Source organism: Rathayibacter tanaceti, assembly GCF_001634385.1.
Lineage (GTDB): Bacteria > Actinomycetota > Actinomycetes > Actinomycetales > Microbacteriaceae > Rathayibacter > Rathayibacter tanaceti.
Genome location: NZ_LIIN01000040.1, coordinates 1 through 22,652, shown reverse-complemented (window position 1 = coordinate 22,652; position 22,652 = coordinate 1). Strand labels below are relative to the sequence as shown.

The following is a 22,652-nucleotide window of genomic DNA, read 5'->3' as shown; positions in this document are numbered from 1 at the left end:
GAGCGGGCCCTGGCAGCGGTTGCAGCGGGCGACGGTCCGGCAGCGGGCGCAGGCGACGACCGGGGCGTAGCCCGGGCGGGCGACCTGCACGAGCACCGTGCCGGAGTCCAGGCCCTTCCGCGCCTCCCTCCAGGCAGACGACGGGATGCGCGCGCCGGCGTCGTGCTCGTCGGCCGCCCACTGCTGCGCGGTCGGCACCACGTGCGGCCGCCGAGCCGGACGCGGCTCGACCTCGGCGGCGAAGCCGATCTCGACCAGCCGTTCGACCTCCACGGTGCGGGCGTTTCCGAGGAGCACGAGGCCGGCACCGCTCTGCTCCTGCCGGACGAGGGCGACGTCGCGGGCGTGCGCGTAGGGCGCCAGCGGTTCGGCGAAGAGCGGGTCGCCGTCGTCCCAGAGTGCGATCAGGCCGAGGGAGGACGAGGGCGCGTAGAGCACCGAGCGATTGCCGACGACGATCCGGGGCCCCGGGTCGAGGCATCGGACGAAGGCCGCGTAGCGCTCGGCGCCCTTCTGCCGTGCGTCGAGGCGGACGACCGCCTCGGGCGGGACGAGCGCGGCGAGGGCGAGCTCGAGCTGCTCCTGGTCGCGGTAGTCGGGCACGGCGAGGATCGTGTCGCGCCCGGCGGCCAGGGCATCCCTGGCCAGCTCGGCGAGAGTGACCGCCCAGCCGCCCACCCAGGCACCGGAGGCGAGCCTCGCCGGCGCCGGGACTGCCCCGACCGCCAGCCGACCGCCCTCCGCGAGCCCGGCGAAGGCGTCCGCCGCGTATCCCGATACTCCTCCCGGTTCGACGGGGGGTGACGCGGGAGCTGGGCCGGCGGCGAGACGCGCCTTCTCGACGCGCACGTGCCGGCGCGGCACGGCCAGGCGGAGCACATCGCTCGCCCCTCCGGACGCGCGGTCGGCGACCCTCCGGGCGAGCGCCCACACCTCGGGAGTCAGGACGACCAGCGGCGAGACCAGCTCCTCGATGTCGCTCAGCGCACCGACGTGCTCGGAGTCCTCCCCCGTCTCGACGACGAAGCGTCGGCGATCCGCCCGCCGGTGCGCAGCGGCACCCGCACGCGCACGCCGGGCCGCACCTCGTCGCGCAGCGCGTCGGGGACCGCGTAGTCGAGGAGTCGGTCGAGCTGCGGGAGCGGCGAGTCCAGAAGCACACGCGCGACGCCTCCGCTCGTCGCCATCGCCGCGCGGCCCGCTAGGACAGGCCTGCGGCGGAGCGCAGGTCGTCGACGCGGTCGAGCCGCTCCCAGGTGAAGTCCGGGAGCTCGCGGCCGAAGTGGCCGTACGCCGCGGTCTGGGCGTAGATCGGGCGCAGCAGGTCGAGCGCGTGGATGATCGCGGCCGGGCGCAGGTCGAAGACGGAGCGGATGGCTTCGGTGATGGTCTCGTCGCTGACGGCGCCGGTGCCGAAGGTCTCGACGTAGAGACCGACCGGAGCCGCCTTGCCGATCGCGTAGGCGACCTGCACCTCCATCCGCGACGCGAGGCCCGCGGCCACCGCGTTCTTGGCGACCCAGCGCATCGCGTAGGCCGCCGAGCGGTCCACTTTCGACGGGTCCTTGCCCGAGAAGGCACCGCCGCCGTGGCGGGAGGCGCCCCCATAGGTGTCGACGATGATCTTGCGGCCGGTCAGTCCGGCGTCACCCTGCGGACCCCCGATCTCGAAGCGCCCGGTCGGGTTGATCAGAAGGCGCACGGCGGAGGAGTCGAGTTCGACCGTCTCGAGCACCGGGCGGATGACATGGGCCTCGATGTCCGCGTGGATGGTCGCGGTGCTGACGTGCTCGGCGTGCTGGGTCGACAGCACGACGGTATCGATGCTCGAGGGGGTCGTGCCGTCGTAGCCGATGGTGACCTGGGTCTTGCCGTCGGGGCGGAGGTAGTCGAGCTCACCCGACTTGCGGACCGCGGCGAGGCGCTCGGCCAGGCGGTGCGACAGCCAGCTGGGCAGCGGCATGTACTCGGCGGTCTCATCGGTCGCGAAGCCGAACATCAGGCCCTGGTCCCCCGCGCCCTGACGGTCGAAGACGTCCTCGCCCGCCTCGTCCGATCGCACCTCGAGCGCGGTGTCGACACCGGCCGCGATCTCGGGCGACTGTTGGCCGATCGACACCGACACGCCGCAGGAGCGGCCGTCGAAGCCCTTCGCCGAGGAGTCGTAGCCGATCTCGACGATCGTGTCTCTGACGATCGTGGGGATTTCGACGTAGCCGCTGGTCGAGACCTCGCCTGCGACGTGCACGAGCCCGGTGGTGACGAGGGTCTCGACCGCGACGCGACTGTGCGGGTCCTCGCGGAGCAGGGCGTCGAGGATGCGGTCCGAGATCTGGTCGCAGATCTTGTCCGGATGTCCTTCCGTGACGGACTCGGACGTGAACAGGCGGAGGGGACCGGAGGTCATGCTTCTCTTCTCATCCCGGAGTCGTGCGGACCGGGTCGTTCGTACCGGGGGCGGCGGGGCGCGGCAGCCCCCAGGCGCCGGGGCCGGGCGGCCCGACGGCTAGCGCGCGACCACGTCGAGGACGCGATCGGCGACCGACGCCTTGCTGCCGGAAGCCTCGCTCACTATAACGCCGGCCCGATCCAGGACCACGACGGCGTTGCTCCCGCTCTGGAAACCTTCGGCCCAACCGACCCTGTTGAGGACGAGCAGGTCGCAGCCTTTGCGCGCGATCTTGGCGCGGCCGAGGGCCAGCATCGCCTCGCGGTCCGGCTCCGTCTCGGCGGCGAAGCCCACCACGAGCTGCCCCTCGTGCCTGCCCGCGGAGATCTCGGCGAGGATGTCGGGGTTCTTCACGAGCTCGAGCACCAGGCGCTCGCCCTGCTGCTCCTTCTTGATCTTCGCCTCGGCGACCTCGATCGGCCGGTAGTCGGCGACGGCCGCGGCCATGATCACGATGTCGACTCCGGGAGCGGCGGCGAGGGCCGCCTCCCGCAGCTCAAGCGCGGTGCCGACGTGGTGCACCGTCACTCCGGCGGGGGCTTCGACGTCGAGGTGGGCGGCGAGGAGGGTGACCCGTGCACCGCGCGCGGCGGCGGCCAGCGCGAGTGCGACGCCCTGGCGTCCGCTGGAGCGGTTGCCGACGAAGCGCACCGGATCCAGCGGCTCCCGGGTGCCGCCCGCGGTCACGAGTACCGTCAGGCCCTCGAGATCGCGACGGGCGCCGGCTGCCCGGGCCTGCACGGCGAGGGCCTCTGCCACGATCGTCTCCGGCTCCTCCATCCGCCCCGCCCCGGAGTCGGCGCCGGTGAGGCGCCCGACGGCCGGGCCGACGACGTGCACGCCGCGCGAGCGGAGGGTGGCCACGTTCGCGACGGTGGCGGCGTTCGCCCACATCTCCGTGTGCATCGCGGGAGCGACGACCAGGGGAGCCGTGCTCGCGAGCACGGTGGTGCCGAGCAGATCGTCGGCGAGACCGGCCGCGAGCTTGGCCAGCGTGTGCGCGGTCGCCGGCGCGATCACGATGAGGTCGGCGGACTGGCCGATCGCCACGTGCCGCACCTCGGCGACGCCCTCGTAGAGCTCGGTGTGCACCGGATTCCGCGAGATCGCCTCGAGGGTCGGCCGACCGACGAAGCGCAACGCCGCCTCCGTCGCGATGACGTGCACGTCGTGGTCGGCGAGGACGAGCGCGCGGACCACTCCGACCGCCTTGTAGGCGGCGATGCCGCCGGTGATGCCGACGACGACGGTGAGTCGACGAGCGGACTTGCGCGAGGAGCGCACCCGGACCGGGTTACTCGGCGAGGGGCTGGGCGACGAGCTTGTCCTCGTTGATCTCGTGCAGCGCGACCGAGAGGGGCTTGTCGTCGATGGTCGAGTCGACCAGCGGGCCGACGTTGTCGAACAGGCTGCCCTCGTGGAGGTCGGCGTAGTAGTCGTTGATCTGGCGGGCGCGCTTGGAGGCGAAAATCACGAGCGCGTACTTCGAGTCCACCTTCGAGAGCAGCTCGTCAATGGGGGGGTCGATGATGCCGAGGTTGTTGGCCATGGGGAGTCTCCTTGCGGGGCGCATCAGCGCCGATCTGCGGCTCCGGAGCGGCACGACGCGCGGGCACCGCAGGGGGTGGCCCTGTCGGCGTCCGGGGCGTCGGCCCGGAGGTGGTCGGTGGCCCGGTCTCAGCGACCCGGGTCAGCGGGCGCGCCGTCGGCACGAGGCGACATCAATTCTACGACCTCGCGGGCCGCTTCGGGCACGGTGCTGTTCACGACGGCGAAATCGAACTCGTCCTGCGCGGCCAGCTCGACCTTCGCGGTGGCCAGCCTGCGCTCCTGCTCCTCGGGGCTCTCGGTGCCACGGCCGACCAGGCGGCGCACGAGCTCGTCCCAGCTGGGCGGCAGGAGGAAGACGAGGCGGGCGTCCGGCATCCGCTCGCGCACCTGGCGGGCGCCCTGGATGTCGATCTCGAGCATCACCTGGCGCCCCTGCTCGAGCGCGACGTCGATCGGGCCCCGCGGCGTGCCGTAGCGGTACGCGTTGTGCACGACCGCGTACTCGAGGAACTCCCCCGCCTCGACCATGCGGTCGAACTCGGCGTCGTCCACGAAGTAGTAGCTCACCCCGTCGACCTCGCCGGGGCGCGGGGCCCGGGTGGTCGCCGAGACCGAGAGCAGCACGTCGGGGTAGTTCTCGCGGATGTAGGTCGAGACGGTGCCCTTGCCGACCGCGGTCGGCCCGGCGAGCACGAGCAGGCGGTTCCGGCCGGAGCGGCGCTGGCGCGACTCGCGCTCCTCCAGGAACGAGCGCAACCCCTCGACCTGTCGGCGGCCGAGACCGCCGAGCCGCTTCGACTCGGCGATGTGCAGCTGGTCCATCACCCGCGGGGTCTTGACCACGCCGAGTGCGGGCACGGCGCGCAGCAGATCGCTGACGCGCATCCGCCCCTCGACGCCCAGCGGCTCGGCCTGCGCGGCGGCGAGTACCGCCGTGGCCGGGCGACGGCCGGAGGCGACCGCCTTCTTCACGACGGCGCGGGCGCGGCGGGCGGCGATGGCCGCCTCCGAGGCGGCCCGGCGATCGACCTCCGGAGGCGTGGACCGGCGCACGGCGGGGACGACCTCGGGGCGTGACTCGGACGCCGCATCGGATCCGGGATCGGGGCTGACGGTTTCAGCGGACAAGGGACTCCTGGATCTCGGTGGCGCGGCGGTCGATCTCGGCGGCGATCCGGGAGGGGCCGGCGCCGAGCACACTGCGCGATTCGCTGACGATGGTGGCGGAGCTGAGGGCACCGAACAGCCGCGGTGCATCCGCGGCGGAGGCGCCCTGGTGGCCGAAGCCGGGCGCGAGCACCGGGAGCGCGGGGCGGCGCTCCTCGTCGGTACCGATGCCGTAGTCGCCCAGGGCGACGGTGGCGCCGAGCACCACGCCGACCGAGCCGATCGGCGAGTGTGCGTGTTCGTGGTTCCAGGATGCCACGTCCGTCAGGACTGCGCGTGCCACGCTCGATCCCGAGCGCCGGCCGTCCTGCACCACGGCGCGCTGCACCGCGCGCGCCTCCGGGTTGGAGGTGGCCGCGAGGACGAACACGCCCTTACCCGCCTCCTCCGCCAGCGTGAGCATGCCCTCGAGCGAGCCGAGGCCCTGGTAGGCCGCGGCCGTCATCGCATCGGCCTCGAGCGGCGAGCCCGGTCGGAGCCACGCTTCGGCGTAGGCGGTGACGCTCGTGCCGATGTCACCGCGCTTGGCATCGGCGATCACCAGCAGCCCGGCCGCGCGGGCGTCGCCGAGCACACGCTCGAGCGCGGCGTAGCCGGCGGAGCCGTGCCGCTCGAAGAAGGCGACCTGCGGCTTCACGATGCCCGCCCGCCCCGCAGCCGCCTCGACGACCGTCCGGCCGAAGCTCTCGAGCCCGGCGGCGTCGTCCGCGAGGCCCCAGGCCTCGAGCAGGAAGGCGTGCGGGTCGATCCCGACGCAGAGCTGACCGTGCGCGGCGAACGCCGCCTCGAGGCGTGAGCCGAAGGAGGAGGCGGCGCCCGCCGCGCCGTCGGTCACGCCGTCCGCTCCGCGCGGCGAAGCGCGTAGTCCTGCAGGCTCGTCACCTCGAAGGGCTCGTTGGCGGCGTCGAGCGAGGCGACGGCTGCCGCGAGCTGGGCGATCGTGGTGAACAGCGGCTTGTCGGCGGCGACCGCGGCGGCACGGATCTCGTAGCCGTCGGCCCGGGTGGCGCCTCCGCTCGGCGTGTTGATGACGACGTCGACCTCGTCGCGGCCGACCAGCTCGACGATCGAGGGCGCGTCGCCCTCGGCGGTCTCGCTGTACTTGCGCACGACTCGGGCCTGGATGCCGTTGCGGTTGAGCACCTCGGCCGTGCCCTCGGTCGCCAGGATGTCGAAGCCGAGCTGACTCAGGCGCAGCGCCGGCAGCACGATCGCCCGCTTGTCGCGGTCGGCGACCGAGATGAACACCGTGCCGCTCGCGGGCATTCCGCCGTAGGCGGCCTCCTGGCTCTTGGCGAAGGCGCGGGGGAAGTCGCGGTCGATCCCCATCACCTCACCCGTGGAGCGCATCTCGGGGCCGAGCAGGGAGTCGACGATCTGACCCTCCGAGGTGCGGAAGCGCTTGAACGGGAGCACCGCCTCCTTCACCGCGATCGGCGAGTCCATCGGCACATCGGAGCCGTCGCGCTCCGGCAGCAGGCCCTCGGCCTTCAACTCCGCGATGCTCTCGCCCACCATGAGCCGCGAGGCGGCCTTCGCGAGGGGGATGCCGAGCGCCTTCGAGACGAAGGGCACCGTGCGGGAGGCGCGCGGGTTCGCCTCCAGCACGTAGAGCACGCCCTGGCCTATGGCGAACTGCACGTTGAGCAGCCCCCGGACGCCGATGCCGCGCGCGATGGCGAGGGTCGCCTCGCGCACCTGATCGATCTGGCGACGGCCGAGCGTCACCGGCGGCAGGGTGCACGCCGAGTCGCCGGAGTGGATGCCGGCCTCCTCGATGTGCTCCATCACTCCGCCGATGTAGAGCTGCTCGCCGTCGTAGAGAGCGTCGACGTCGATCTCGATCGCGTCGTCGAGGAATCGGTCGACCAGGAGCGGGTGCGCGGCGTCGATGATCCCCTCGCCGGCCATCCGCTCGAAGTAGTCCTCGAGCTGCTCGGTGCCGTAAACGATCTCCATACCGCGTCCGCCGAGCACGAAGGAGGGGCGGACCAGCACGGGATAGCCGATCTCGACCGCCACCGTGCGGGCGCCGTCGAGGTCGGTCGCCGTGCCGTTGCGCGGCGCAACCAGACCCGCCTCGTCGAGGATGCGCGAGAACGCACCGCGCTCCTCCGCGAGGTCGATGTCGGCCGGCGTGGTGCCGAGGATCGGCACGCCGGCCGCCTCCAGGCCGGCCGCGAGGCCGAGCGCCGTCTGACCACCCAGCTGCACGACGACTCCGACCAGCTCGCCCGACTGCGACTCCGCGTGGATGACCTCGAGCACGTCCTCGAGCGTGAGCGGCTCGAAGTAGAGGCGGTCGGAGGTGTCGTAGTCGGTCGAGACCGTCTCGGGGTTGCAGTTGATCATGATCGTCTCGAAGCCCGCGTCCGAGAGCGCGAACGAGGCGTGCACGCACGAGTAGTCGAACTCCACCCCCTGGCCGATGCGGTTCGGGCCGGAGCCGAGGATGACGACCTTGCGGCGGTCGGCGGCGACGACCTCCGTCTCCTCGTCGTAGGAGGAGTAGTGGTAGGGCGTGAGGGCCGGGAACTCCCCCGCGCAGCTGTCGACAGTCTTGTAGACCGGGCGGACGTCGAGCGAGTGGCGGGTGCGGCGCACCTCCGCCTCGTCGAGACCGCGCAGCTCGGCGATCTGAGCATCCGAGAAGCCGTGGTCCTTGGCCAGGCGGAGCAGCCCGGCGTCGAGGCCGTCGTGCTCGCGCACCAGGTCAGCGATCTCGTTGATCAGCACGATCTGGTCGAGGAACCACGGGTCGATCTTCGTCGCATCGAACGCCTGCTCGACGCTCGCGCCTCGGCGCAGCGCCTGCTGCACGGTGACGATACGGCCGTCGGTCGGTGTCTTCGCGATCTCGAGCAGCTCCTCGACGGAGCGCTCCTGAGCGCCCCAGTGGAACGAGGACCCGCGCTTCTCGAGCGAGCGGAGCGCCTTCTGCAGCGCCTGCGCGTAGTTCCGACCGATCGCCATCGCCTCGCCGACCGACTTCATGGTGGTGGTCAGCGTCTTGTCGGCGGCGGGGAACTTCTCGAAGGCGAACCGCGGCACCTTGACGACCACGTAGTCCAGCGTCGGCTCGAAGCTCGCCGGGGTCACCTTGGTGATGTCATTCGGGATCTCGTCGAGGCGGTACCCGATGGCGAGCTTCGCGGCGATCTTGGCGATCGGGAAGCCGGTCGCCTTCGAGGCCAGGGCCGAGGAGCGGGAGACGCGCGGGTTCATCTCGATCACGATGATCCGCCCGTCGGCGGGGTCGATCGCGAACTGGATGTTGCAGCCGCCGGTGTCCACGCCCACGTCGCGGATGATCCGGATGCCGATGTCGCGCAGCTTCTGGTACTCGCGGTCGGTGAGGGTCAGCGCCGGGGCGACGGTGATCGAGTCCCCGGTGTGCACGCCGACCGGGTCGACGTTCTCGATTGCGCAGACGACGACCGTGTTGTCGGCCGTGTCGCGCATCAGCTCGAGCTCGTACTCCTTCCAGCCGAGGATCGACTCCTCGAGCAGGACCTCGGTGGTCGGGCTCTGGTGCAGGCCGTCGCCGACCATGCGCACCAGCTCCTCGCGGGTGTAGGCGAAGCCGGAGCCGAGGCCGCCCATAGTGAAGGACGGACGGATGACGAGCGGATAGCCGAGGTCCTCCGCGTACTCGATCGCCTCCTCCACGGTGTGCGCGATGTACGACTTGGCGACATCGGCGCCCGCGTCGAGCACCAACTGCTTGAAGATCTGGCGGTCCTCGCCGCGATTGATCGCCTCGAAGCTCGCACCGATCAGCTCGACGTCGTACTTCTCGAGGATCCCCAGGTCGTGCAGCTGGATCGCCGCGTTCAGCGCCGTCTGGCCGCCGAGGGTCGGCAGGATCGCATCCGGCTTCTCCTTGGCGATGATCGCCTCGATCGCCTTGGGGGTGATCGGCTCGACGTAGGTGGCGTCGGCGAAGTCGGGGTCGGTCATGATCGTCGCCGGGTTCGAGTTGACGAGGATCACGCGCACCCCTTCGGCCCGCAGCACGCGGCAGGCCTGGGTGCCGGAGTAGTCGAACTCGACGGCCTGCCCGATGACGATCGGGCCGGAGCCGATGACCAGGACGCTGTTGATGTCTTCCCTGCGCGGCATTAGTTCTGCTCTCCGGTCGTGCTGGTCGAAGGATCGGTGGGCTCTGCGCCGCCCTGCGCGGCCGTGCGCTGCACGACCATCGCCCGGAAGCGGTCGAAGAGGTAGTTGGAGTCGTGCGGGCCGGCAGCCGCCTCCGGGTGGTACTGCACCGAGAAGGCGGGGATGTCGAGGCAGCGCAGCCCCTCCACGACGGAGTCGTTGAGGCTGTAGTGGCTGACCTCGACCCGGCCGAAGCCCTGCGGGGACTCGAGTTCGCCCTCGATGGGAGCGTCGACCGCGAATCCGTGGTTCTGCGCCGTGATCTCGACCCGGCCGGTGAGCTTGTCGAGCACCGGCTGGTTGATCCCGCGGTGGCCGAACGGCAGCTTGTAGGTGCCGAATCCGAGCGCGCGGCCGAGCAGCTGGTTGCCGAAGCAGATGCCGAAGAACGGCAGATCGGCGCGCAGCGTCGTGCGCAGCAGATCGACATGACGGTCGGAGGCCTCGGGGTCTCCGGGGCCGTTCGAGAAGAACAGCGCGGAGGGATCCAGCTCGAGAACCTGCTCCGCCGTCACCGACTCGGGGAGGACGTGCACGTCGAAGCCCCGCTCCGAGAGGTAGTGCACCGTCGAGGTCTTCACGCCGAGATCGATCACGGCGACCGAGCCGACCCGCTCGCCGCGGGCCGGAACCGTGTACTGCTCGTCGGTCGAGACCGCCGACGAGAGGTTCAGCCCCTGCATCGACGAACCGCCGAGGACCAGCGCGAGCTGCTCCTCCTCGGGGAGGGCGAGAGCGTCGCCGGAGAACACGCCGGCTCGCATCGAGCCGGCCGAGCGGATGTGGCGGGTGATCGCCCGGGTGTCGACGCCCGAGATCCCCACGATGCCGTCGGCCTCGAGGTCGTCGTCGAGCGAGCGCTGTGCACGGAAGTTCGAGACGACGCGCGAAGGGTCCCGCACGACGTACCCGGCGACCCAGATGCGGCGCGACTCCCTGTCCTCGTCGTTGGTGCCGGTGTTGCCGATGTGCGGCGCGGTCTGCACGACGATCTGACCGGCGTAGCTCGGGTCGGTCAGCGTCTCCTGGTAGCCGGTCATACCGGTCGCGAAGACGATCTCGCCGAGCGTGCGGCCACGGGCGCGTAGGCCTGACCCCTGAATCGTCGTCCGTCCTCGAGGACGAGGACGGCGGTGGGTTCGGTGCTGAGGCGTGTCGTTGGCACGGACTAGGAGCCCTTCTGGGTCGTGGCGGGGCCGCCGTCGGCGGCTCCAGGATGGGAGGGGGAGGAATCGGGGCCGGCGAGGCGCTGCAGCTCGGCGACCAGGTGCGAGCGGAGGGCCGGCTCGGCCACACGGAGGTAGCTGTCGACGCTGTCGCCGCCGCGGGGCGACCACGAGATCACGAGCAGGCCCCCTCCTCGACCGCACGGTCGATCACGTAGCTGCCCTGCCCCGCGCCGCGCAGCAGTTCGGCGGGGATCACGGTCTCTCGCTCGCCGACCGGGGCGATCACGACTCCGCGCTCATGGAGGCGGAGGGCCGCCCGGCCGCGGAAGCCGAGGCCCGGCAGCACGACCCGCTCGAGCGGCTGCTCGAAGCGCGTGGTCGCCACGTACGGCAGATCGAGGGTTTCGCGCACGGCGCCGAGGGAGGCGGCGGGAACCGGCTCCGGCACGAGATCCGCCGACCGGCGGCGACGGGCGCGCCACGAGAGCAGCATCCCGACGAACACGAGGACGACGACCGCGGCGATGACGATCGTGATCGCGGCCCTATCCACGGGAGGCCTTCGCGGAGGCGGCCACGACCGCACTGTCGACGAGCGCGCCGTCGAGTACGGTCGGGAAGCCCCGGTGCAGCGTCGCGACGACGCGGCCCGGCAGCTCGCGGCCGAGGTACGGCGAGTTGCCGCTGCGGCCGCGCAGATCGCCGCTCGAGAAGCGGTGGCGCGCCTCCGGGTCGTACAGCAGTACGTTCGCGGCGGCACCGACCGCCAGCCCGCGGTCGTAGCCGTCGAGCCGGCCGATGCGCGCAGGAGCGGAGGAGAGCACCCGCGCGACGTCCGTCCAGCTCATCCGGCCGTCCTCGACGACGGCGGCGTGGACCACGCTCAACGCGCTCTCGAGGCCGACCATGCCGAACGCGGCCGCGTCCCACTCGCACTCCTTCGCCTCGACGGGGTGCGGGGCGTGGTCGGTCGCGACGATGTCGATGGTGCCATCGGCGAGGGCCTCGCGGAGCGCGAGCACGTCCTCGTCGCGGCGCAGCGGCGGGTTCACCTTGAAGCGGGCGTCGTAGCTCGGTCCGCCCTGGCCCGCGACCGCCTGCTCCGTGAGCAGCAGGTGGTGCGGAGTCACCTCGGCGGTCACGTCGATCCCGCGCGCCTTCGCCCAGCGGATCACGTCGACCGAGCCCGCGGTCGACACGTGGCAGATGTGCAGGCGTGAGCCGACGTGCTCGGCGAGGAGCACATCGCGCGCGATGATCGCCTCCTCCGCCACGGCGGGCCAGCCCTGCAGACCGAGGGCGCTCGAGACGGCGCCCTCGTTCATCTGCGCGCCGACCGTGAGGCGCGGCTCCTGCGCGTGCTGGGCGACGACTCCGTCGAACGCCTTCACGTACTCGAGCGCGCGGCGCATGAGGAGCGCGTCCGAGACGCACGTCCCGTCGTCCGAGAAGACGCGCACGGCCGCGCGGCTGCGGGCCATCGCGCCGAGCTCGGCGAGCGACTCCCCTGCCAGGCCGACCGTGACCGCGCCGATCGGGCGGACCGTCGCGTAGCCCGCGTCCTCGCCCAGGCTCTGCACCTGCTCGACGACGCCCGCGGTGTCCTGCACCGGCGAGGTGTTGGCCATCGCGAAGACCGCTGTGAAGCCTCCGGCGGCCGCGGCGCGGGTGCCCGTCAGGATCGTCTCGCTCTGCTCGAAGCCTGGCTCGCGGAGGTGGGTGTGCAGGTCGACCAGGCCGGGCAGCGCCAGCAGGCCGTCGGCGTCGATCACGCGCGCCCCGCTCGAATCGAAGCCGGCGCCGATCTCGACGATCACGCCCCCGTCGATCAGCAGGTCGGCGGTCGACTCGTCGGCGAGCGTCGCTCCCGAGATCAGGATCCGCTCCGTCGGCGCAGTGCTCATCAGTGGACCTCCCGTTCGCCGGACAGCAGCAGATAGAGCGCGGCCATCCGGACGGACACGCCGTTCGTGACCTGCTCGAGCACCGTGGAGCGGCTCGAATCGGCGGCCGCCGAGGAGATCTCGACGCCCCTGTTCATGGGTCCCGGGTGCATCACGATGGTATCCGGCCCGAGGCGCGCCAGCCGCTCGTCGTCGAGTCCCCAGATCCGCGCGTACTCGCGCCCGTTCGGGAAGAAGCCGCTCGACATCCGCTCGAGCTGGATGCGCAGCAGCATCACCACGTCCGGCAGCCCCGTGTCGATCGCCTCGTCGAGGTCGAAGCGGACGGTCGCCGGCCAGTCGCGGGTGTCGACCGGCACGAGGGTCGGCGGCGCGACCAACGTCACCTCGGCGCCGAGAGCCGTCAGCAACCAGACGTTGGAGCGCGCCACCCGCGAGTGCAGGATGTCGCCGACGATCGTGACGGCGACGCCGTCCAGGCCCTTCCCCCGGGAGGCGGCGGGGCCGTGGAGGCGGCGGCGGATCGTGAAGGCGTCGAGCAGCGCCTGCGTCGGGTGCTCGTGCGTGCCGTCGCCGGCGTTCAGGATCGACGCGTCGATCCAGCCGCTCGCGGCCAGCACCGCGGGTGCGCCGGAGGCGCTGTGGCGCACCACGACGCCGTCCGCTCCCATCGCCGCGAGAGTCTGAGCGGTGTCCTTCAGGCTCTCGCCCTTCGAGACGCTGGAGCCTTTCGCGCTGAAGTTGATGACGTCGGCGGACAGGCGCTTCGCCGCCGCCTCGAACGAGATGCGCGTGCGGGTGGAGTCCTCGAAGAACAGGTTGACCACGGTCTTCCCGCGCAGGGTGGGCAGCTTCTTGACCTCGCGGTTCTGCACGTCGGCCATGTCCTCGGCGATGTCGAGGAGGGCGATCGCGTCGGCACGGTCGAGGTCGCGGGTCGAGAGCAGGTGCTTCACGAGGTCGTCCCCTCGTCCGCGGCGTTCGACTCGATCGCGACCAGGTCCTCGCCGTCGGTCTCGACCAGGCGCACGTTGATCCGCTCGCTCAGGCTGCTCGGCAGATTCTTGCCCACGAAGTCAGCGCGGATCGGCAGCTCGCGATGGCCGCGGTCGACCAGCGCGGCCAGCCGCACGGCCCGCGGGCGGCCGATGTCGCTCAGGGCGTCCAGAGCGGCCCGGATGGTGCGTCCCGAGAAGAGCACGTCGTCCACGAGGACGACGGTGCGCCCGTCGATGCTCGCGGGCACGGCAGTGCGTGCGGGAGTACGGACAGGATGCCGAGCGAGGTCGTCGCGGTACATCGTGACGTCGAGCGAACCGGCGAAGACCGGCTCCGCGTCGGGCTCGATCCGGGCGATCGTCTCGGCGATGCGCTGAGCGAGGGCGACACCGCGGGTGGGGATCCCGAGGATGACGAGCGACGCGGGGCCGCGGTTCGACTCGAGGATCTCGTGAGCGATGCGCGTGAGCGCACGCGTGATGTCAGCGCCGTTCAGCACGATTCGTGCCGTCACACCGACCTCCTTCCCCGCCTCACAGGACGGCTGTTAAAGGAAAAGCCGTGACGAGTATAGAGGGCCGCGCGCCTGCTCCGGACGACTCGAGCTCGCCCCGACGCTCCGGCTCGCAGGGTCCTGCCGCTCCTGCGAGCCAGAGGCGATCCTCCGAGCCTGAGGTCAGGCCGTGGCGCGCGTCTCCGCGACGGAGGCGAGCAGGCCGTTGATGAAGCCGGCGGAGTCGTCGGTCGACAGCGACGTCGCCGCCTCCACCGCCTCCGAGATGGCGACGCCGTCGGGCACCTCGTCGTTGTGCAGAATCTCCCACACGCCGATCCGGAGGATCGCGCGGTCGACGAGGGGCATCCGGGCGAGGGTCCAGCCCTTGGCGAGCTGCGCGATCATCGCGTCGATCTCGTCGGCGTGGTCGATGACCCCGTCGACGATCTCGCGGGCGTAGAGCCACGAGGCCTCACGCGCCGGCTCGTTCACCGCGCGTTCGGCCTCGGCGCGCAGGGATTGCGCGACGGGGATCTGCCGGACGTCGGCGTTGTAGAGGATGTCGAGGGCGCGCTTGCGCGCCTTCGTGCGAGCACTCACGGGCGCCCCGGCTCAGCTGACACGGCCGAGGTAGTCACCCGTGCGGGTGTCGACCTTGACCTTGGTGCCCTGCTCGAGGAAGAGCGGGACCTGGATCTGGTAGCCGGTCTCGACGGTCGCCGGCTTGGTGCCGCCGGTCGAGCGGTCGCCCTGGAGGCCCGGCTCGGTGTAGGTGATCTCGAGCACGACGGACGCGGGGAGGTCGATGTAGAGAGGGTCGCCGTCGTGCAGGGCGAGGGTGACGTTCTGGTTCTCGAGCATGAAGTTGGCCGCATCGCCAACGACCGCCTCGGGGACGGTGATCTGGTCGTAGTCGCTGGTGTCCATGAAGACGAAGTCCGCGCCGTCGCGGTAGAGGTACTGGAAGTCGCGACGGTCGACGTTAGCCGTGTCGATCTTCGCTCCCGCGTTGAACGTCTTGTCGACCACCTTGCCGGTGAGGACGTTCTTCATCTTGGTGCGGACGAACGCGCCGCCCTTGCCCGGCTTGACGTGCTGGAAGTCGATGACGTTCCAGAGCTGCCCGTCGATGCTGAGGACGGTGCCGTTCTTGATGTCGGTGGTAGAGGCCATGCGAAGGGGGATCCGTTTCGGTGGAAGTCTGCGCCGGCGAGCCCGTACGCGGGCGCGGCGATATCGGCCGGTCCGGCTGACCCGTCGAGTGTAGTCGAAGACCCCTCCTGCGCCGAGGGCGTCGCAGCATCGCGGAATCCGACCGGCCCGCCCGGGCGACGGAGACGGGCGCGGCCCTCCCCGCTCAGAGCCCCGACCGTCATCCCGCGCCAGCCCGCGCGTCGAGCGCTCGCCTGGGTACCGTTATCGAGTCTTCCTCGGTTCGCCCCGGCCGACCGGGACTGCCGCGCGATCGGCAGGAGCAGGGCACCGGATCCCGTGCAGCGGGTGGTCGGTCTCGCGTCGGGAAGGGGAGGAGACACTGTGGCGGACCTGGGTGCGATCGAGGACGACGTGCGCTTCAGCCATGCGACCGCCGAGCGGCTGGTCGGAGCGGCCACGGCCGCGGCGGCGGCGATCGACGCGCAGGCCGGCTCGCGCGCCGGCCTGGTGACGACGGCGAGCGCCGAGTTCCGCGGGCTCTTCGCCGAGATCTTCACCGAGAACGCGCGCACCGCGAAGGCCGATGCCGACGAGCTCTCCGCGCGCCTGCGCGAGGTCGCCGACGGAGCACAGCAGCTGGCGCGGGAAGCCCTCGCCGAGCAGAGGCGGCGCCTCCTGGCGCGGGAGTGGAAGCGCGAGCAGGATGCGCGGAACCTGCTCGAGCACCTCCACGACGGCCTCTTCGGCGGAGAGGACCCTCCCGTCGGTCCGCCCGCCCAGGAGCCGAGCGTCAGCGTGTCCCCGCCGCCGAACATCTCCCGGCAGACGCCCCTGCCCGGCGCAGGCGGCTCGGGCTCCGGCACCTCCTCGGCGCGTCCCGACGACCTGCGCTCCTTCGCGAGCACTTCCGCAGCGGCGAACGGCGAGCTGCGCGGGAACCTCGGCACCGTCCGCGGCGCGCTGACCGACTTCACCGACTCCTGCCACTGGGGTGAGCTCTCGGCCGACGGAGTGGTCTCGGGCTTCGAGCAGTGGCTCACGGCGAACGACCAGGACGTCGCGTGGGCCGGGACGATCGCCGACGCCTTCTCCGCGGCCGGAGGCGATGGGGCCGTCACGGCTCTTCCCGATGCCGCCCTGTCCGCCGCGCTCTCCGCGACGGGCGTCACGCTTGTGCGCCGCGATCTCACCATCGCTCCCCCGCAGGCGTTCGGCGCACCGCCGACCACCGGCTACGCCGACGATCCGGTCAACACCTCCACCGGCAACTTCCTCGAGACCGAGGTCGACCTCGGATTCAGCGGAGGAACAGCGTCGCTGCGCTTCGCCCGCACCTACAACTCGCTCGATGAGCGCGTGGGAGCCTTCGGCCGCGGCTGGTCCTCCGAGGCCGAGCAGCAGCTCCGGCTCGAGGACGACGGGGCGGCACTGGTGCTGGCCGAGGGCCGCGAGATCGTCTTCCCCCGCCTGGGCGATGCCTGGGACCGAGCCGACGGCGAGAACCTCTGGCTCGCGCGGGTCGGCGAGGGCCTCGTCGTCTCGGCCAACGACGGGCGCCGCTGGGAGTTCACGGCCGGTGGGCGCTGGTCGTCGACGAGCTGCGGTCCGGGCACCCGGGTGAGCGCCGAGTACGACGAGACCGGCCGACTGAGCGGACTCCGCCACGAGCGCGGTCGGCGCATCGACCTCGTCTGGTCGGGCGAGCGGATCGCCGCCGTACAGGCCTCGGATGGTCGACGCGTGGTCTTCGACTACGAGGGCGAGGCCCTCGTCGCGGCCACCGGGCCGTCCGGGACTCGGCGGTACGGCTGGGACCGGGCGGGGCTGATCGCGACCGTGACCGACGCGGCTGGCGTCGACGAGGTGCGCAACCGCTACGACTCTCGGCGCCGCGTCGTCGCGCAGACCTCGCCGTTCGGGCGCACGACGCGGTTCGCGTACCTCCCCGGCCGGATCACCGTCGCCTCCGATGAGGACGGCGCCCGCTCGAACAGCTGGATCGCCGACAAGCGGGGGCGTCTCGTCGGGGTGCTCGACCCCGAGGGCCGCCGCCAGTCGATGAGCTTCGACGGGCACGGCAACCTCGTCTCCGCGACCGAGCGGGACGGATCCACGACGGTGCACGCCTACGACGAGCGAGGACGCCGGATCCGTTCGGTCACCCCCTCCGGCGCCGACATCACCGTGGGTTGGGACGAGCACGACCGCGTCACCACGGTGGTCGCGGAGTCCGGCGCCGTGACGCGGTACGAGTACGCGGAGGAATCCGACCGGAACCCGAGCCTGATCGTCGACCCGGAGGACGGGCGAACGTTCCTCACCTGGATCGATGGTCTGCTCACCGAGATCGTCGATCCGGTGGGCGTCCGGCTGCGCTTCTCCTACGACGAGCACGGCGACCTCGTCGCCACGACCGACGCCGACGGAGGCAGCGCCCGGCTGGAGCGCGACGAGGCCGGTCGCGTCGTCGCCGCGATCACCCCGTCCGGAGCCGTCACCCGGTTCCGCTACGACGCCGCCGGTCGGCTCGTCTCGACGCGCGACGCCCTCGGCGCCACCTGGCGCTACGAGTACGACGCCGGCGGGCGCAGGGTCGCCGTCGTCGATCCGCTCGGCGAACGGACCACCGTCGAGCACGGCGAGCACGGCGCCCCCGTCGCGACGATCGACCCGCTCGGCCGGTCCGTGACCCGCGTCTTCGACGACCTCGGCCGAGTGAGCGAGACGATCCTGCCGGACGGCTCGTCCTGGCGGTCACGATGCCCTCTCCCGACTGACCGAGACGGTCGACCCCAGCGGAGGCGTCTGGCGTCGCGAGCACAGTGCGACGGGTGCCCTGACGGCCACCATCGATCCCACCGGCGTCAGGCGCGGCCTCCACCACGAGCCGCAGTCCCTCCGGATCGATGACGGCGGCGCGCAGCAGCTGAGCCGCTTCGATTCGCTGGGCAGGCTGATCCGCGTCGAGGAGCAGGACGAGACGGTCGCTCTCGCCTCCTACGATCTCTGCGGCCGCCCGATCGAGCTGGTCGACGGCGAGGGCTCGGTCACGATCCTCCACCGTGACGCTGCTGGACGGGTCGTCGAGCGGGTCTCCCCCACGGGCGCCGTCACCGTCGTCGAGTACGACCGCTGCGGCCGGCCGTCCGCCGTCATCGATCCACTCGGTGCGCGCACCGAGATCGGGTACGACCGCGACTCGCGCCGCGTGCGGACCGTCCTGCCCACCGGCGAGGTCGAGCGCATCGAGTACGACGCCGTCGGCCGTGTCGTGCTGCGCTCGATCCCCGGGCTCGGCACGGCCCGGTTCGCGTACGACGCTCTCGGACGCGTGGTCCGGACGAGCGACCCGCGGACCGGACGGCGGCGCTTCCGCTACGACGCGGCGGGCCAGCTCGTCGAGGCGGTCGACGGGCTCGGCGGCGTCACCCGCTTCGAGTACGACGAGCGCGGTCGCAACACCGTCATCACCGACCCGATGGGCGGAGTCACCCACCGCCGCTTCGACGCCTCCGACCACGCCGTCGAGGTGATCGATCCCCTCGGCCATTCGACGACCGGCGGCTACGACGCCGCGGGCCGCCAGATCTGGCAGCGGGATCGGGACGGATCGCGATGGGAGCGGCGCTACGACGGCAACGGCCGCGAGAAGAGCTTCCTGGTCGACGGCCGCGTCGTCTCGGAGACCCACCGGGACATCCGTGGCCGCGCCCTCCGCGTCACCGACCACACGGCCCCGGGCGGGCCGGTCGAGCACGAGCTGCGCTGGGACCGCTGCGGCCGGCTCGTCGAGCGCCGCCGAGACGGCCGCGGAGTCTCGTGGGAGTACGACGCCGCCGGCTCCCGCGGCGCCGTCGTGCATCCCGACGGGAGCCGTACCGAGTACGAGCGCGACATCCGCGGTCTGGTCACCGCCGTGGCCCGTCCCGGCCTGGGCCGCGCGACGTTCGGCTACGACGGTTCCGGTCGCCTGGTCCGCTCCTCCGCGGGGGGCCTGGCCCAGGAGTGGGTGTTCCGAGACGGCGCGCTCGTCGAGCACCGCCGCAGCGGCGACGGGCGCCGCACCAGAACCGTCCTGGAGCGGGACGAGGACGGACGCCTCACGGGAGTGAGCGGGCCGGACGGTTCGGTCTCGTACCGGTACGACGACGCGCACCAGCTGGTCGCGGCTGTCCCGGACTCGGGCGACGCCCGGGAGTGGAGCTACGACGCGGCCGGGCGCCTCGTGCGGGAGCAGGTGGGCGGGGTCGTCCGCTCCCGGCACTACGACGCGGGCGGCCGACTGATCGCCGCGGAATCGAGCGACGGCACGCGGATCGAGTACGTGCACGACGGGCTCGGTCGCCGTATCCGCGAGGTCTCCTCCGACGGCACCGAGCGCACCTACGCGTGGTCGGCGATGGGCGGGCTGGCGTCGGTCTCCCAGTCGCAGCCGGGGTCCGGACCTCGGACGACCGCGCTGTGGGTGGACGTGCTCGGCGATCTCGCCTCCGTCGATGGCATGGACGTCTGGTGGGACGACGCGAGCGGCGCCCCCGACCTTCTCGCCGTCAGCGATTCCCCCGTCCTGCGCACGCCCGGCGGCGTCACCGGCATCGACGACCGGTGGAGCGACCCCGGCTGGCGCACCGAACGCTCCACCAGCGCCCAAGACCCGTGGAACCCCTCCGCCGCCACCACCGTCGCCGACGGCATCGGCCTCACCCCCAGCGGCGCCCTCACCTTCGCCGGCCTCGAATGGATGGGCCAACGCGCCTACGACCCCACCACCCACGGATTCCTCTCCACCGACCCCCTACCACCCACCTGGGGCGCCGCCTGGTCCGGGAACCCGTACTCCTTCGCCGGCAACGACCCCGTCCACTCCCTCGACCCCACGGGCCTGAGCCCGATCACCGACGCGCAACTACAGGCCTACCGCGACGGGAACAACGGAGCCTTCGCCGCAGCCGGCGACTGGTTCGCGCAGAACGCGGAGTACTTCGCCGGTGCCGGGCTGATCGTCGCCGGCGGTCTCCTGATGTACACGGGAATCGGCGGACCCATCGGCCTGGGCCTGATCGGCGCCGGAGCCGACGTCATCATCCAGAAAGCCACCACCGGCTCCGTCAACTGGACACAAACCGCCCTCACCGCCGTAGCAGGCGGAGTCGGCGGCGGCATCGCCGCCGCGCGCCTCGGCGCCCTCGGCATCAAAGGAGCACAAGCCGCCGTCACCGTCAGCGCCGCATCCGGCGCCTCCAGCGGCGGAGCAGGAAGCGCCTACACCTACGCAACCAGCCCCGGACCCCACACCGCCGGAGACTTCATCGGAGCCACCGCCGGCGGCGCCTTCACCGGAGCAGCACTCGGCGCCACAGGCGGAGCACTCGGCGGTGGACTCTCCCGCGCCTACTCGAGGCTCGGAAGTCGGCTTCCTGCCAGTGCAACCTCACCGGAGACCACCCCATCCTCGTTGCAGGAAGATATCGCGGCTACCTTCACCGGCTCGCGATACACCTCGTCCGAGTTGGCTGAGCCGACCACGCTGTTCCGAGCCGGATCTTTCGAGAAGGGAGCATTTGGGCAGTTCTGGACCGAAACCCCGCCCTATAGTATTATCCAGACCAGAATTGATCGGGCCCTTCCGCCAGTCTGGCCAACGGGGGAAACGGCATATCTAGACACCGGATATGCGGTTCGCTTTCCCGCCGGTACAACGGTATATTCAGGAGAGATAGCCAACCAAGGAGGATTTTACATGGGAGGAACAACACAGCACGTCATTATTGCTCCGTGGCTTATGGATGACGTGGAAATTCTCGGCTATTGGGGGCTCAAGTGAGCATCGATATCATGCGCGAAACACTCCGGTCATTAGAAGAACTCTTCATTAGTGGCAAAGATAACTTCTGGGCCAGCGTGATGCATTCTCTGCTCAATGAATTAGATGCCTCACTCCATCCCGAAGACATCAGCAACCTTTCGCGGAAGATCATTCACATGTATGGCGGAATGGGCACTTTCGGCGATGCGATTATCTACAGCAATGGCAAATATCCTCGAGAACTCAACAATGATCTAAGTCTCCTACGTACACAACTATACAAGATCGCCAATCACCTTGCGTGAAACATGAGATTCGGACTCAAAGAACCAAGCGAGCCGTTCAGAGCAGATCCCGAAGATGTGACTTCACGAAGAAGGATGCTCACGCAAAGCGCGCTTTAAGGTAATGCATTCGGGTGCGTCGGTCATGAATAACTTCGATTGATCCGCTTTGCTTGATAGGTACTTTTCAAAAAAGCTTTCGCAAAGGAGTACGTCGCGGGCGGCGCGATGGTCGTCGCCGGAGGCGTCCTGATGGCGACCGGAGTTGGCGGCCAATCGGCGCAGGCCTCGTCGGCGCCGACGTCGACGTCATCGTCCAGAAGGCCACGACCGGCTCCGTCAACTGGGGACAAACCGCCCTCGCAGCCGTCACCGGAGGCCTCGGCAGCAGCATGACAGCGGCACGTCTCAGCGCCGCCGGCATCAACGGCCTCAAAGCCGCCGTCACCTCCGAAGCAGCATCCGGCGCCGCATCCGGTGCCGCAGGCGACGCCTACGCGTACGCCACCGGCCCCGGACCCCACACCGTCGACGGCTTCCTCCAAGCCTCCGGCGGCGGCGCACTCGCCGGCGCCGCCATGGGCGCCGGCGGACCACTACTCGGGCGCGGCCTCTCTGGAGCCGGAGGCGCCGGCAGATCCCTCCTCGGCAAGGAAGCAGACGCCCTCACACCAGACATCACCACATCAAACGAACCTCTCAACGCCGTCACACCCTCTCCCGAGGAATACGTCAACCTCGCCAGCCCCTCACGAACCAGGCATATCCTCGACGGCGACGGGACCTCCGCAGGTAAAGCTGGAGGACATCGGTGGACAGACTCCCCAGACCGGGACCCAAATAAGTCTATGTTCCCCGCGGGGTGGTCCGATGCAAAAATCATGCATGAGGTCTCGGACGTCGCAACAGACCCACCCTTGCCCTGGAAACAGAACAAAGGGCCGTTAGGAAGCGACTACGCAAAAAATGGCGAACCCTCAAGAATCTTGGTCGAGGGGCTGCGGGATGGCATAACCATTCGCGTCATCGTCGAACCGATTGGAGAAGGGATAATAACCGCGTTTCCAATTGATTAAGGAGAACAAGTGGATAAAAAACTTCAAGCCCTGCGCGAGCAGCAGCTAAGCGACTTACTCGAACGGACGATCGGCATGATGAACCCCGATCAAGCCCAGCGCGTCACGGACTACCTCGACCACGGGGAGTACGCGCTCTGCCTTGATCAGCTTGCTTATGAGCTAAGCGAGATCGACGAACCGCTTCCGACCAATGTTATTCAGACAATAGTCTCGCTCGGAACCACGATGGGCCTTGACCCCAGATCCTGGCAAGTTCTGAGATCGGAATGAGCAAAATACCTTATAGAAGGAGGCTTATGCAAAACTCAGGATTTGTCGACCCGGGAGACTATTCACATTGCGTTTCGGTAGAAGTGAGGCTTATGCAAAATTGGTTTCGTTCTGGGTGAAGAAGATTAGTCCGCGGACGGCGTTGAAGGCGTCTGGGAAAGT

Annotated in this window: 19 protein-coding genes and 2 pseudogenes; 5 read left to right on the top strand and 16 right to left on the bottom strand. The window is 70.5% G+C overall.

The annotated features are described in order from the left end of the window. The 16 genes and pseudogenes from ACH61_RS06865 to efp form a co-directional block, all read right to left on the bottom strand. Positions 1-933, bottom strand: a pseudogene (locus ACH61_RS06865) (primosomal protein N'); the annotation flags it as partial. Between the two features lie 47 nt (positions 934-980). Further along, positions 981-1,160, bottom strand: a complete 180-nt coding sequence (locus ACH61_RS16800) for a primosomal protein N' family DNA-binding protein (RefSeq protein WP_161489633.1) — start codon at positions 1,158-1,160, stop codon at positions 981-983. Positions 1,161-1,201: 41 nt separating this feature from the next. Beyond that, on the bottom strand, positions 1,202-2,407 hold the full coding sequence (metK, locus tag ACH61_RS06855) for a methionine adenosyltransferase (protein ID WP_068210228.1): 1,206 nt from the start codon (positions 2,405-2,407) through the stop codon (positions 1,202-1,204). Positions 2,408-2,506: 99 nt separating this feature from the next. Continuing rightward, positions 2,507-3,733, bottom strand: a complete 1,227-nt coding sequence (gene coaBC / locus ACH61_RS06850; RefSeq protein WP_068210225.1) for a bifunctional phosphopantothenoylcysteine decarboxylase/phosphopantothenate--cysteine ligase CoaBC — start codon at positions 3,731-3,733, stop codon at positions 2,507-2,509. A gap of 10 nt (positions 3,734-3,743) precedes the next feature. Continuing rightward, entirely contained in the window at positions 3,744-3,998 is a 255-nt protein-coding gene (gene rpoZ, locus ACH61_RS06845; protein ID WP_055791825.1) for a DNA-directed RNA polymerase subunit omega, read from the bottom strand. 128 nt (positions 3,999-4,126) lie between these two features. Continuing rightward, positions 4,127-5,053, bottom strand: coding sequence for a guanylate kinase (gene gmk / locus ACH61_RS06840; protein WP_068210233.1), 927 nt, complete (start codon positions 5,051-5,053; stop codon positions 4,127-4,129). Positions 5,054-5,117: 64 nt separating this feature from the next. Continuing rightward, the gene (gene pyrF, locus ACH61_RS06835) at positions 5,118-6,002 is read right to left on the bottom strand and encodes an orotidine-5'-phosphate decarboxylase (RefSeq protein ID WP_068210223.1); all 885 of its coding nucleotides are present in this window, start codon (positions 6,000-6,002) and stop codon (positions 5,118-5,120) included. After that, a complete protein-coding gene (gene carB, locus ACH61_RS06830) occupies positions 5,999-9,289 on the bottom strand; it encodes a carbamoyl-phosphate synthase large subunit (RefSeq protein WP_068210221.1) in 3,291 nt (1,096 codons plus the stop codon). Before carB ends, pyrF begins: the two co-directional genes overlap by 4 nt. Next, positions 9,289-10,493, bottom strand: a pseudogene (carA, locus tag ACH61_RS06825) (glutamine-hydrolyzing carbamoyl-phosphate synthase small subunit). Before carA ends, carB begins: the two are co-directional and overlap by 1 nt. Before the next feature lie 3 nt (positions 10,494-10,496). Further along, positions 10,497-10,673, bottom strand: a complete 177-nt coding sequence (locus tag ACH61_RS17310; protein WP_161489632.1) for a hypothetical protein — start codon at positions 10,671-10,673, stop codon at positions 10,497-10,499. Further along, positions 10,670-11,050 (bottom strand): PH-like domain-containing protein, encoded by a 381-nt coding sequence (locus ACH61_RS06820; RefSeq protein ID WP_068210219.1) that lies wholly within the window; start codon positions 11,048-11,050, stop codon positions 10,670-10,672. The genes ACH61_RS17310 and ACH61_RS06820 overlap by 4 nt, the downstream gene beginning before the upstream one ends. Further along, the gene (locus tag ACH61_RS06815) at positions 11,043-12,401 is read right to left on the bottom strand and encodes a dihydroorotase (RefSeq protein ID WP_068210217.1); all 1,359 of its coding nucleotides are present in this window, start codon (positions 12,399-12,401) and stop codon (positions 11,043-11,045) included. Before ACH61_RS06815 ends, ACH61_RS06820 begins: the two co-directional genes overlap by 8 nt. Then, complete coding sequence (locus tag ACH61_RS06810) at positions 12,401-13,357, bottom strand: aspartate carbamoyltransferase catalytic subunit (RefSeq protein ID WP_068210215.1); 957 nt, start codon at positions 13,355-13,357, stop codon at positions 12,401-12,403. Before ACH61_RS06810 ends, ACH61_RS06815 begins: the two co-directional genes overlap by 1 nt. Further along, complete coding sequence (gene pyrR, locus ACH61_RS06805) at positions 13,354-13,914, bottom strand: bifunctional pyr operon transcriptional regulator/uracil phosphoribosyltransferase PyrR (protein WP_068210213.1); 561 nt, start codon at positions 13,912-13,914, stop codon at positions 13,354-13,356. Before pyrR ends, ACH61_RS06810 begins: the two co-directional genes overlap by 4 nt. A 162-nt stretch (positions 13,915-14,076) precedes the next feature. Beyond that, on the bottom strand, positions 14,077-14,496 hold the full coding sequence (nusB, locus tag ACH61_RS06800; protein WP_068210210.1) for a transcription antitermination factor NusB: 420 nt from the start codon (positions 14,494-14,496) through the stop codon (positions 14,077-14,079). Between the two features lie 12 nt (positions 14,497-14,508). Next, positions 14,509-15,069: an elongation factor P gene (gene efp / locus ACH61_RS06795; protein ID WP_068210208.1), complete on the bottom strand. Its 561-nt coding sequence runs from the start codon at positions 15,067-15,069 to the stop codon at positions 14,509-14,511. A 363-nt stretch (positions 15,070-15,432) separates the two neighbouring features. On the opposite strand from efp, the gene ACH61_RS06790 reads away from it, so the two are divergent. The 5 genes from ACH61_RS06790 (at position 15,433) to ACH61_RS06775 (ending at position 22,490) form a co-directional block, all read left to right on the top strand. After that, positions 15,433-17,961: a DUF6531 domain-containing protein gene (locus ACH61_RS06790; RefSeq protein WP_068210206.1), complete on the top strand. Its 2,529-nt coding sequence runs from the start codon at positions 15,433-15,435 to the stop codon at positions 17,959-17,961. Between the two features lie 298 nt (positions 17,962-18,259). Then, complete coding sequence (locus tag ACH61_RS06780) at positions 18,260-20,875, top strand: RHS repeat-associated core domain-containing protein (RefSeq protein ID WP_068210201.1); 2,616 nt, start codon at positions 18,260-18,262, stop codon at positions 20,873-20,875. After that, the gene (locus tag ACH61_RS16790) at positions 20,872-21,162 is read left to right on the top strand and encodes a DUF6966 domain-containing protein (protein WP_132504383.1); all 291 of its coding nucleotides are present in this window, start codon (positions 20,872-20,874) and stop codon (positions 21,160-21,162) included. Before ACH61_RS06780 ends, ACH61_RS16790 begins: the two co-directional genes overlap by 4 nt. Before the next feature lie 371 nt (positions 21,163-21,533). Next, entirely contained in the window at positions 21,534-22,217 is a 684-nt protein-coding gene (locus ACH61_RS16170) for an EndoU domain-containing protein (RefSeq protein ID WP_082845079.1), read from the top strand. 9 nt (positions 22,218-22,226) lie between these two features. Beyond that, a complete protein-coding gene (locus tag ACH61_RS06775; RefSeq protein ID WP_068210199.1) occupies positions 22,227-22,490 on the top strand; it encodes a hypothetical protein in 264 nt (87 codons plus the stop codon). Positions 22,491-22,652: the final 162 nt, after the last annotated feature.